The sequence below is a fragment of the Caballeronia sp. M1242 genome (assembly GCF_017220215.1).
In the GTDB taxonomy this organism is placed as follows: Bacteria; Pseudomonadota; Gammaproteobacteria; order Burkholderiales; family Burkholderiaceae; genus Caballeronia.
Window position 1 is genome coordinate 1,001,103 of sequence record NZ_CP071129.1, and the last position, 11,156, is coordinate 1,012,258.

Sequence of the window (11,156 nt, forward strand, 5' to 3'; positions counted from 1 at the left end):
CATGCGCGATCGCACGGTAAGGAAGGCGGCGCGGCGTTAGATTCGTCGCATGAAATCATCCAATCGCCGACGCTTTCTTATCGATGCCGGGCTCGCACTCGGCGCGTACAGTCTCCATGCGTATCCGCGCGCCGCGTCCGCAGCGATTCCTTCGAATGCCAATGTCATCACCCCGTTTGCGTTCGGCGCAAAAGGAGATGGCCGCGCCGACGACTCCGCCGCCCTGAATGCCGCCTACGCGCACGCGCGACAGCAGCGCGTATCCGCCATATCGCTGTGCGGCGCGACGTATCGCGTGACGCGCGGCGTCTATGCACGCGGCGTCTCCACGCACGGCGAGGGCGCCACGCTCATCGCGACGCTGGACGGCGCGCGCGGCGGCGCGGCATTCGAATGGGGCGGCAGCGGCAATTTCGTGCGCGACATGACGTTCGATCTGTCGAACAGCAGCAAGACCGACATGCACGGCGTACTCAACGCCGTCGATGACGCGCGCAACCAGCGTTTCGAGAACAACTGCATCATCGGACGGACGACCGGCGCGACGCCCCGGCAGTCGAACATTTTCGGTGCGTGGTTCATGGGAACGGGACTCGCCGGGCTCTTCGTGTCGAATAACCAATTCGAGTCGGTTTCATACGGAGTCCAGATCAATAATCAGCGCGGCACGGCGGGCGATGTACGCAGCGCGCCGCTCGGACGTCCGTCGGCGCATATTCATATCGTCGGCAACGTGTGCATCGACGCGAGCATCGGCGTGAACACGCCGCATATCGCTTGCTCGAACGTGGTCGTGCAGGGCAACACGATCACTGCGCGCAGGCTCGCCATGGACTTGCCGCTCAACATCGCGCATGTGACGGATATCGCGGTCGTCGGCAATACGGTGGCCTCGAATGCGCCGAGCGCGAACGGCACCTTGCATGTGGAAGATGCGACCGGCGCGATCACCATCGACGGCAATGTCGTGACCGTGCTCGCGCGCAACAACGGCATTCAGGTCGGCACGCGGGCGAGCGTCAGCGGCGACGCGCCGGAAAGACGCAAGGTGGTCATCAGCGCGAACCACATCGAGGGCAGCGGCGCATCGTCGGGCAGCGCCGGCATCCTGATCCCGGATGCCGAAACCGTCGATAGCGTCATCGCGAACAACGCGATCCACCGCTTCGCCGAGGGCATCACGGTGGTGTCGCGCTGCCTCGTGCAGGGCAATGTGATCGCCGCATGCGGCGTGCCGCTACGCGTTTCGCGCGACAGCTTGCAGGCAGGGAACCTGATCGGCTGACGCGAGCGACTCGGCGGACTTCGACGCGCCTTCGGGCGGTTTCAGCCGCGGCGCATGCCGCAGACGCGGCAGATACGCCAGCAGAATGACATAGATGGTCGGCGCGCCGGCGATCGGCTGCGCGAAAAGCGCGGTAATCAGCAGTGGGGCGCAGGCGCCGATCTTCGACCAGTTCGCTTTCGTCCCCGGCCGCCAGGCGGACAGCATGACGACCTGGCACGCGAAGCCGAACAGGCCGATCATGCCGATCTGCGCCAGCAGCGAGATGCCGTCGTTGCGCTCCTTGCCGCTGAAGAGACCGACGCCGAGCGGGCGCATTGCGAAGTTCGCGATGCCGCGGTCGATGGAACGCGAGCGGTCACTGATGGATTCGCCATGCGTGCGCGCCTTGTCCTTCAGGCCGATGTACGGCGTATAGAGCGCGATAGGCCACGCCGTCAACACGATCGCACAAGTCACGAGCAGGCGCGGGATGAACAGCCGCCGCGATCGTCCGGAGAGCAGGAACACGAGCCCGAGCGACAAGGCGAGCAGCGCGACGCCGAGCGTCGAGAACGCGCAGAGAATGCCGCCGACCATGCACGCGAGCAGAAACTTCGAGCGGCGCGTGAGCGCCTCGTAGATGAGGCAGAAGCACGCGACGGCCTGATAAATGCCGGCCTCGCGAAAGAACGCGCAATAGCGGTCGAACTTCACGGTCCCCGACGCGAAGTCGCTGTAAAGCATGGAGAACGGGAAGTAGATCGCGCCCGTCGCGGCGCGCGGGTCTTCGGTGTAGTCGGCATAGCCTTTGACGGGCAGGCTGAAGAGATACAGGCTGTCCTTGCTTCCGAGCCATAGGGTCAGCAGTTCCGTGACGAGGCTCGACAGTCCGAGCAGCGCGACGGCCGTGCACAGCTGGCGGAAGAACAGTCGGTTCGCGTTGACGTCCAGCAGCAGCGCGCTGTATGACAAGCCGACCACGCCGGTCGTCACGAGTTCATACAGTGTCCACTCGAGTTGCGAGCGTCCGTTCACGATGGAAATCGGCGCGACATAGATCCAGTACATGGCCATCATCACGAGCAGGCATGCGGTCTCCGCGCGCAGACGCGGCGTCGTGTAGCGAATCTGGCGATGCGTATGAAACAGATACAGGCAGGTCAAGAGCGGCGCGACCAGCACGCCGATCGCCGTATAACGCTCGCCGAGCGCGGAGGGCCGCATCACGAACAGGTTCAGCACCAGTCCGAGGCTCAGCAAGCGCCGGACCGAGAGAAGGTTGGAGAAGGGAAGCATCGTTGGGTCTCTGCATGGTTTGTCAGTCGTTCTTTTTCTATGCGACGCCGGGAAATGCAGCGGACGAATGCCATCTTCGAGGCGCGGCGCGCGTCCGTGTCCGTTGCGGTCGCGCTACGGATCGTGCAGGCCCCAGCGCACGCGCACTCGGGCTGCGCAACGCGAGACGCAAACGATTGATGTGTCGGAGTCCTGCGAATACCGGCTCATGCGAGGCATGAGCACGTGAGCGAGGCGCAACGAAGCGACGCCGGTCACGTTCATGTTTGACGGCAGGCTATGGACAGCGGTACGAGAGGAACCCGGTTGCACGCGCGATGCAGCGGTGCAAGCGGGACGGGACGCGAAGACGGCCTCAACCGTCCGCGGGGATGACTACAGGTAAAGCCCCGATGCGCCCAGCACGTAGTGCACGGGAATGGTTCGGCCGTTCCAGTGGAACGCATAGCAGCGTGCGTCGCCGCGCAGTTGCGCCCGGAGCACATCGAGCGCGCCGGCTTCCGATGTGGCCGCGATCACGACCTTGCCTTGCGCGCCGCGGGGAGGCTTCGGACCGCGAGACTCGGCGTCGACGTCGACTTCGAAGATGGCGAGGTCGTAGTAGTTGCTGGCCGGGCAATGCCCCGAAGGCAACGATGCGTGGCGCCGCAAACCACCCTCCGCAGCAAGCGCGAGCGCCAGCACTTCGGCGCTCGGTAACGCGACGCGCGGGTGAGCCTGCGCAGTGTGCCCGGGCCTGCGGCGAAGCACGAAGCCGGTGACACCCGACAGCATTCGAAACAGGTTGCGGTCCTTTCGGCAGGCAAGATTTGCGGTTAGCACCTTGGGTCTCCGTATCTTTTGCTTGAGTTGCAACCGATTGTAAGCTCGCGCTTAAATGCTCGCCGCCAAACGTGCCGACGCATCCGCCACGGCGGATCGGCAAACGTTTCTTCCCAATTCCTGATCAATTCGATAAGCATCGAGGCGGCCCGTGCGGGCTTTTATGTCCCCGCTACAATCGTCCGAACCGCTTACGCCCGAGGGCTTCATATGGATCTCATCATTCGCCGTGCATCGCTCGTGCGCTCGACGGGGCTCGTCGATATCGGCATGGAAGCAGGCCGTATCGCTGCGATCGAGCCGCATCTGAATGCGAGCGCGCGTGAGGAAATCGACGCGGACGGTTCGCTCGTCACCGCGCCGTTCGTCGACGCCCACTTTCACATGGACGCGACGCTCTCGTACGGTCTGCCGCGCGTGAACGCGTCCGGCACGCTGCTCGAAGGCATCGCGTTATGGGGCGAACTGAAGCCCGAACTCACGCAGGAAGCCATCGTCGAGCGGGCGCTGCAGTATTGCGACTGGGCCGTCGCGCGCGGGCTGCTGGCGATCCGCTCGCACGTCGATGTCTGCGATCCGCGTCTGCTCGCCGCCGAGGCGCTCGTCGAAGTGAAGCGCCGCGTGAAGCCGTATCTTGACCTGCAACTGGTCGCGTTCCCGCAGGACGGCGTGCTGCGCAGTCCGGGCGCATTCGAGAACCTGAAGCGCGCGATCGCGCTCGGCGTCGATGTCGTCGGCGGCATTCCGCATTTCGAGCGCACGATGGCGGACGGCGCGGCGTCCGTCACGCTGCTGTGCGAGTACGCGGCCCAGCACGGCTTGCGCGTGGACATGCACTGCGACGAATCCGACGATCCGATGTCGCGCCACATCGAAACGCTCGCGGCGGAGACGCATCGCCTAGGTTTGCACGGCCGCGTGACGGGCTCGCATCTCACGTCCATGCATTCGATGGACAACTATTACGTCAGCAAGCTCATTCCGCTGATGCGCGAAGCGGGCGTCTCGGCGATCGCGAATCCGCTCATCAACATCACGTTGCAGGGTCGCTCGGACACGTACCCGAAGCGGCGCGGCATGACGCGCGTGCCCGAACTGATGGCGGCGGGCATCGACGTCGCGTTCGGCCACGACTGCGTGATGGACCCGTGGTACAGCCTGGGCTCCGGCGACATGCTCGAAGTCGCGCACATGGGCCTGCACGTCGCGCAGATGACGGGCGTCGACGCGATGCATGCGTGCTTCGATGCCGTCACGCGCACGCCCGCGCGCATTCTCGGGCTCGAAGGCTACGGCGTGGAAGTGGGCTGTCATGCGGACTGCGTCGTGCTCGACGCGCGCGATCCGATCGAAGCGATCCGTCTGCGCGCGGCGCGCACGGCGGTGATCAGAAGAGGGAAGGTGGTGAGTCGCAGCCCGTCCATGCGCGCGACGCTCGCGCTGGAAGGCCGGCCCGCGGAAGTGGACTTCAGGATCCAGCGCTGAAAGAAAAAACCCCGGCTCGGCGGCCGGGGTTTTGGATCAGTGCACCGTCTGCGTGTGCTCGCTCATGCCGTTGTGACGCAACAGCGCGTCGATGCTCGGCTCGCGTCCGCGAAACGCCTTGAACGAATCCATCGCCGGGCGGCTGCCGCCCACCTCCAGAATCTCGCGGCGATAGCGCGTGCCGGTTTCCGCGTTCAACACCGAACCGTTCGCGGCCTTCGCGGCTTCCTCGAACGCGGCGTAGGCGTCGGCGGACAGCACTTCGGCCCACTTATAGCTGTAGTAGCCCGCCGCGTAACCGCCCGCGAAGATGTGGCTGAACGTATTCGGCCAGCGCGAGAACGGCGCCTGCGGAATGACGTGGAACTTCTCGTTGATCTCGCGGGCGAGGTCGTTCACGTTCTGCGTGCCGTTGGCCGGATCGTAGGACGTGTGCAGCACCATGTCGAACATCGAAAAGACGATTTGACGCAGCGTGCCGAGACCGCTCTGGAAGTTCTTCGCGGCGAGCATCTTGTCGAAGAGTTCGCGCGGCAACGGCTGGCCCGTTTCGACGTGCGCGGACATGTCGGTCAGCACGTCCCACTCCCAGCAGAAGTTCTCCATGAATTGCGACGGCAATTCCACCGCGTCCCATTCGACGCCGTTGATGCCCGACACGCCGAGTTCGTCCACGCGCGTAAGCATGTGATGCAGTCCGTGCCCGAATTCGTGGAAGAGCGTGATGACTTCATCGTGCGTGAAGCAGGCGGGCTTGCCGCCGACCGGCGCTGAGAAATTGCAGGTGAGGTACGCGACCGGCGTCTGCACGTCGCCTTGCGTGCGCTTGTGGCGGGCACGGGCGTCGTCCATCCATGCGCCGCCGCGCTTGCCTTCGCGCGCGTACAGGTCCAGATAGAACTGAGCGACGAGCGAGCCGTCCTTGTTCTCGACGCGGAAGAAGCGCACGTCCGGATTCCACACGGCGGCTTCGTCGCGGCGAATCGAGACGTTGAACAACGTTTCGGTCACCTTGAAAAGGCCCTTGAGCACCGCTTCCTGCGGGAAGTACTGCTTTACTTCGTTCTCGGAGAACGAATAGCGCTTCTGGCGCAGCTTCTCGGCGGCATACGCGACATCCCACGGCTGAAGCTCCGGCATGCCGAGCTCGGTCGCCGCGAACGCGCGCAGCTCCATCCAGTCGTTTTCAGCATACGGACGCGCGCGCTTGGCGAGGTCTTCGAGAAACGCGATGACCTGCGCGGGCGATTCCGCCATCTTCGGCGCAAGCGACACTTCCGCGAAGTTCTGATAGCCGAGCGTGCGCGCTTCTTCCTGACGCAGCTTCAGATGCTCGACGATGTTCTGCGTGTTGTCCCATTCGGGCTTGCCGTGGCCGTACGTTTCGCCCAGTTCCGACGCCCGCGTGACATACGCGCGATACATCGCCTCGCGCATCGGACGATGCTCGGCGTATTGCAACACGGGGAAGTACGAAGGGAAGTGCAGCGTGAACTTCCAGCCTTCCTTGCCTTCTTTCTGCGCGGCTTCGCGAGCGGCTTCGATCACGTCGTCGGGCAGGCCGGCGAGGTCGCTTTGCTGCGTGACGACGTAAGAGTATGCGTTGGTCGAATCCAGCACGTGATCCGAAAACGCCTTCGACAGCGCAGCCTGTTCTTCCTGCAACTGGGCGAAGCGCGGCTTGCGGTCTTCGGGCAATTCCGCGCCGGACAGGCGGAAATCGCGCAGCGCGTTTTCCAGAATCTTCTTGCGCTCGGGCGAAAGGTCCGCGAATTCGTCGCCTGCGGCGATCGCCTTGTACTTCTCATACAGCGCCAGATTCTGGCCGACGCTCGCCGAAAACTCAGTGACGCGCGGCAGGTTTTCGGCGTGGGCGGCGCGCAGCTCGGGCGTATCGGCGACGGCGTTCAGATGCCCGACGATGCCCCACGCGCGCGAGAGCTTTTCCGATTCACGCTCCACCGTTTCGACGACGTCTTGCCAGGTGGCAGGCGTGTCCGGGGCGCTCGCGCGATCGACGGCGCTTTTAGCCGCCGCCAGCAACACGTCGAGCGCCGGGGTGACATGCTCGGGCTTGATGTCGCCGAAGCGCGGCAAATCGGAAAAATCGAGCAGCGGATTGGATGCTGCCGTGGTCGGCGTGGCTGCGGTGGTATCGCTCATGGCTCTCCCGGTTCTGTGATCGTTGAAGCGCGGAGCGGGCCAGTCATGCGAAGCCCGCGCCGCTCGTGTCCGAATGATATGGGAGCATTATTGGGGCCGCGGGGCCAAAATCCAATGGATTGTTTCTAAGGGGACGATCGCGATGGCGCGCGTCCCCTGCGGCTTACGCCTGTGCCGCGCGCTCGGCGGCTTCGATGGTGTTGACGAGCAGCATGGTGATGGTCATCGGGCCGACGCCGCCCGGCACCGGCGTGATGTAGCCCGCGACTTCCTTCACGCCCGCGAAGTCGACGTCGCCGCACAGCTTGCCGGCTTCATCGCGATTCATGCCGACGTCGATCACCGTCGCGCCCGGCTTCACCATGTCGGCGGTCAGGATGTTGCGGCGGCCGGTCGCCGCGACGACGACATCGGCGTTGCGTGTGTAGTGCGCAATATCGCGCGTCTTGCTGTGGCAGATCGTAACGGTCGCGCCCGCTTCGAGCAGCAACAGCGCCATCGGCTTGCCGACGATATTCGAGCGTCCGATCACCACCGCATTCGCGCCCGTCAGGTCGATGCCGTGCGCCTCGAACATCTTCATCACGCCATACGGCGTGCACGGGCGAAAGAGCGGCTTGCCGGTCATCAGCGCGCCCGCGTTCGCGACGTGAAAGCCGTCCACGTCCTTCTCCGGCGCAATGGCTTCGATCACCTTGTGGCTGTCGATATGCGCGGGCAACGGCAACTGCACCAGAATGCCGTGAATGTCCGGATCGGCATTGAGCTTTTCGATGTGCGCGAGCAGTTCGCTTTCGGCCAGCGTCGCGGGAAAGCGGTCGAAGACCGAATGCAGTCCGTTGTCCTGGCACGCCTTTACCTTGTTGCGCACATAGACCTCGCTCGCCGGATTGTCGCCTACGAGCACCACGGCGAGCCCCGGCTTGTGTCCGCGAGCGGTGAGCGCGGCCGCGCGGGCGGCGACATCGGCGCGAAGAGTCTTGGAGAGGGCGTTACCGTCGATGAGTTGGGCAGTCATGGCGAATCGGAATCGAGATTGGGCGGCGTAGCGAAGAGAGGCGCGCAGGCGATGCGTCAAGCTGCCGGGCGTGCCAGGGCGCGCAAGGCGCCCTCGAAGAAGGGCGAGATTATACCGCCGGGCGCTTTCCGGCGTCCGGCGGCGTGTTGGGCGAGGGTGCCCGCCGTGCTCGTCGGTCTACGGCGAAACGGGCTGCCACGAAGAATCGGGATCGAACGACTTGATCGACGCCGCCACGCGCGCCGACGCCGGACCGAGGTTCTTCTGATAGAGCTGCCCGTCCTGATCGATCATGAAGGACATCACGCCGGTTTCGCCGTACTTCGCCGGCCATGCGATCAGGCCGAAGCCGTCCGCGAGCGCGCCGCTTTGCATGTAGTTCTTCGAGCCGCCTTTCGCGTGCGGCCCTTGCGCGGTAAGGATGCGGTAGTGATAGCCGTAGTAGCCGCCCGAGGCGGTCGCCTTGTTGGGCATGGCCGCCGCGAGCGGGCCCAGCGGGCTGTCCGGTTCGCCGGGCGCGGCGTCCCAGTAGAGGCCGTCGTGCTTGCCGGGCGTGCTCACGAAGCGGTCGGCGTAGTGGTTCGTGAGCTTGCGATAGTCGTTCTGCGCGTCGATGTAGGCGAGCGCGACGCGCATCGCCGATCGCTCGTTGCGGCCGTGCGCCGCGTCAGCACTTCGTCGCGCGCGGCGGGCATGTCGAAGCGCCAGCCCTTGTCCGTCTGCACGAGCGGAATCGGCAGGGTCCAGCCGCTGTCGCCAGTTTCGATGTGCGCGCGCTTCGGGCCGCCGGCCGGTCCGGTCTCCTCGACGATCCGGTGTCCCTTCGACCACGAGCCGAGGTACTCGTAGACGTCTTCCTCGCCGATGTTGTCGGTCGGCACGTAGCGCGCGTGGTCCTTGCCGAGCACTTCGGAGAGCGCGGTTTCGTCGTTCGATGCGATAGCGTCGGTGAAAGCTTGCGCGGCGGCTTCGGGCGTCGGATAGACGGCCTGCGCATGCGCGAGCGAGGCCGCGAGCAAAAGCGATGCGCTGAGAAAAGGGCGGGGCGATGCGGCAAGTGTTTTCATCGAGATCATGTCGGGTTCCTGAGTCGTGGGCGTGGATGGGGCGCAGCGAAGCTCGGCGGCTCAGCGGCGATGAAAGCCGCCGCCGCCGTGAAACGTGCCGCCCCGCCGCCGCCCCCCCGCCGCCCTGAAACCCGCCGCTGCGCTGGATTCCGCCGCCGCCGCTGCCGAGCCCGCCGCCTTGTCGTTCGAAACCGCCGCCCGCATTCGGATGCGCGCTCGCGAACGACTGGCGGCTTGCTTGCCCGCGCTGGATGTCCTGCCGCGCCGCGTTGCCGTCGCCCGCGCCGCGCAGCGCGTTGTCGCGGTTCACGCTTTGCGCGCGTTGATGCAGATCGTTGTTGCCGATGCCGTGCCCATCGCCGCCTTGCCGGATGTTCTGCACGCGCTGACTCGCCGACTGATTGAGGTTCTGCCCGGTGCGCTGCTGGAGCGTCTGCGCAGCCTGCGCGCGGGCCTGATCGCGGCCGCGGAACTGGTCGCGATTCGCTCCGCCGAGATTCTGGTTCCCGAAGTTCTGCCGGTTGCCGATGTTATTGCGGTTGAACTGCGGGTCGTTGCGGTTCCAGCGCACGTTGTTGCTGTTCGCGTTGATGCGGTTGTTGACGTTGATGTTGTTGTAGCGGTTCACGTTCACGTTGACGTCGTGACGGCCCCAGTCGCAGTTGCCCCATAGCGCGTTCGCGACCGCGACCCCGGTACCGAACGCGAGCCCGGCCGCGAGCCCGGAGGCGATCGCATAGCCGGGCGGCGGCGGCACGTAGACCGGCGGATACGCGGGGTACGGCCACGCGCCGTAGACGACGGTAGGGTTATAGGTCGGCACGTAAACCACTTGCGGATTGGCCGGCACGATCTGAATGGTGCTCTGCTCGACGACCACCTTCTGCTGTTCGCTGCTCTTGAGATTGCCCGCGCTCTGAGCCGCGCGCCGCAGCCGCTGCACGGAATCCATCACGTCGCCGGATTGCGCGATAAACGCGTTGCCGAGTTGCGAGACCCAGTCGGGCTTGGAGGCCATCGTCGCCAGTGCTTGCGGGAAAGCAACCAGCGATTGCACGCTCGGGTCCCACGGCTCGGACTGCACGGCCTTGACCGCGTCGTCGCCCTTGATGTTCGGATTGGCCTTCGACCACTGCGCGGCCGCCTGAATGTCCTGCGGATACGTCGAGGCCATCAGCACCTGCGCGAGCAGCGCATCGGGATAAAGCGCGATGGGCGCGACGAGCGCATCGATCTGCTCGTTCGAGAGCTTCTGGCCGGCGGGCTGCGTCTGAGCGTGCGCGGGCGGCACATGAAATACGGCGAGCGGCGCGGCGGCGAGCATTGCGGCGAGCGCGAGAAGGCGCACTGGCCGCAGGCGGTCCGCGACCGACTGGCATGGCGTGTCGCGTGAGCCTAAGTCCGCCCGGCGCGCGACATGACTGTCAGGGCGCAGTAACGTCGGCGCGTCGACTGGCCAGCGGCACGTCAGCAGCAAACTGGAAGCGAAGGGCTCGGGTGCGTTGGTGGATCGGCGAACTGAGGCAGCCGAGTAACGCGCTTGAGACGCCGGGCGTGCGACATGTCTGCCGAGACGCAAGAACGTCGGTGCTTCCGCTGACCAGCGACAGATCGACGGATCGGAAGCGGGGGACTCGGGTGCGTTGTGGGATCGGTAAAGGAAGGCGGCGAAGCCGGCTGCTTGAGGCGCCCAGTGCGCGACATGACTGCCAAGAGGCACGAACTTCGACGCTTTCATCGGCCCGCGGCGCCAAGTCGACGGATACCAAGTGGGTGATTGAGAGGGGACTGGGGAACTGCCAGACGAAGCGGCAAGGGATGGACACGTTCGCGCGGGCTTGCGGTGGACGGCGAAACGTTTGCCGGTGCTTACAGCGGTTGCCTTGTCGCGCATGATCGACTCCGATGTTGGGGCACGATCAAACTACGGGCGGGCGCTCTTCGGTGTCAATGCGAAACACGAAATTTCACGTTTCTGTTTCGCGGATGTCACCGGCCGAGGCGGCGAGCGAAGAGCCGAAGCGGTCGTGGCCGGCAT

The 11,156-nt window shown here is 65.1% G+C and carries 7 protein-coding genes and 2 pseudogenes; 3 read left to right on the forward strand and 6 right to left on the reverse strand.

Translation table 11 applies throughout. The annotated features are described in order from the left end of the window. The first annotated feature begins 49 nt into the window (after positions 1-49). A complete protein-coding gene (locus JYK05_RS04585) occupies positions 50-1,285 on the forward strand; it encodes a hypothetical protein (RefSeq protein WP_206467919.1) in 1,236 nt (411 codons plus the stop codon). On the opposite strand, the gene JYK05_RS04590 is transcribed toward JYK05_RS04585, so the two are convergent. Both JYK05_RS04590 and JYK05_RS04595 read right to left on the reverse strand, forming a co-directional pair. Next, positions 1,238-2,563: a hypothetical protein gene (locus tag JYK05_RS04590; RefSeq protein WP_206467920.1), complete on the reverse strand. Its 1,326-nt coding sequence runs from the start codon at positions 2,561-2,563 to the stop codon at positions 1,238-1,240. The genes JYK05_RS04585 and JYK05_RS04590 overlap by 48 nt on opposite strands. Positions 2,564-2,938: 375 nt before the next feature. Further along, positions 2,939-3,385, reverse strand: coding sequence for a hypothetical protein (locus JYK05_RS04595; RefSeq protein ID WP_206467921.1), 447 nt, complete (start codon positions 3,383-3,385; stop codon positions 2,939-2,941). 210 nt (positions 3,386-3,595) lie between these two features. On the opposite strand from JYK05_RS04595, the gene JYK05_RS04600 reads away from it, so the two are divergent. After that, positions 3,596-4,870 carry an amidohydrolase family protein gene (locus tag JYK05_RS04600; protein ID WP_206467922.1) on the forward strand — a complete coding sequence of 425 codons (1,275 nt, stop codon included), beginning with the start codon at positions 3,596-3,598 and terminating at the stop codon, positions 4,868-4,870. Positions 4,871-4,906: 36 nt separating this feature from the next. Here JYK05_RS04600 and JYK05_RS04605 read toward each other — a convergent pair whose 3' ends face one another. The 3 genes and pseudogenes from JYK05_RS04605 to JYK05_RS04615 all read right to left on the reverse strand — a co-directional run bounded on the left by JYK05_RS04605 (position 4,907) and on the right by JYK05_RS04615 (position 9,070). After that, entirely contained in the window at positions 4,907-7,033 is a 2,127-nt protein-coding gene (locus tag JYK05_RS04605) for a M3 family metallopeptidase (protein WP_206467923.1), read from the reverse strand. 163 nt (positions 7,034-7,196) lie between these two features. Beyond that, positions 7,197-8,051, reverse strand: coding sequence for a bifunctional methylenetetrahydrofolate dehydrogenase/methenyltetrahydrofolate cyclohydrolase FolD (folD, locus tag JYK05_RS04610; protein WP_206467924.1), 855 nt, complete (start codon positions 8,049-8,051; stop codon positions 7,197-7,199). A gap of 177 nt (positions 8,052-8,228) precedes the next feature. Then, positions 8,229-9,070, reverse strand: a pseudogene (locus tag JYK05_RS04615) (DUF2950 domain-containing protein). 226 nt (positions 9,071-9,296) lie between these two features. Between JYK05_RS04615 and JYK05_RS26620 the strand changes: the two are divergent. Beyond that, on the forward strand, positions 9,297-9,791 hold the full coding sequence (locus JYK05_RS26620) for a hypothetical protein (protein ID WP_371826402.1): 495 nt from the start codon (positions 9,297-9,299) through the stop codon (positions 9,789-9,791). Here JYK05_RS26620 and JYK05_RS26625 read toward each other — a convergent pair. Continuing rightward, positions 9,738-11,012 (reverse strand): annotated as a pseudogene (locus tag JYK05_RS26625) (DUF3300 domain-containing protein); the annotation flags it as partial. The gene JYK05_RS26620 and the pseudogene JYK05_RS26625 sit on opposite strands and share 54 nt — an antisense overlap. Between the last annotated feature and the right edge of the window lie 144 nt (positions 11,013-11,156).

Coding starts and splice junctions, on each gene's coding strand:
- JYK05_RS04585 (WP_206467919.1), top strand. CDS start 50: ATGAAATCATCCAATCGCCGACGCTTTCTTATCGATGCCGGGCTCGCA.
- JYK05_RS04590 (WP_206467920.1), bottom strand. CDS start 2,563: ATGCTTCCCTTCTCCAACCTTCTCTCGGTCCGGCGCTTGCTGAGCCTC.
- JYK05_RS04600 (WP_206467922.1), top strand. CDS start 3,596: ATGGATCTCATCATTCGCCGTGCATCGCTCGTGCGCTCGACGGGGCTC.
- JYK05_RS04605 (WP_206467923.1), bottom strand. CDS start 7,033: ATGAGCGATACCACCGCAGCCACGCCGACCACGGCAGCATCCAATCCG.
- folD (WP_206467924.1), bottom strand. CDS start 8,051: ATGACTGCCCAACTCATCGACGGTAACGCCCTCTCCAAGACTCTTCGC.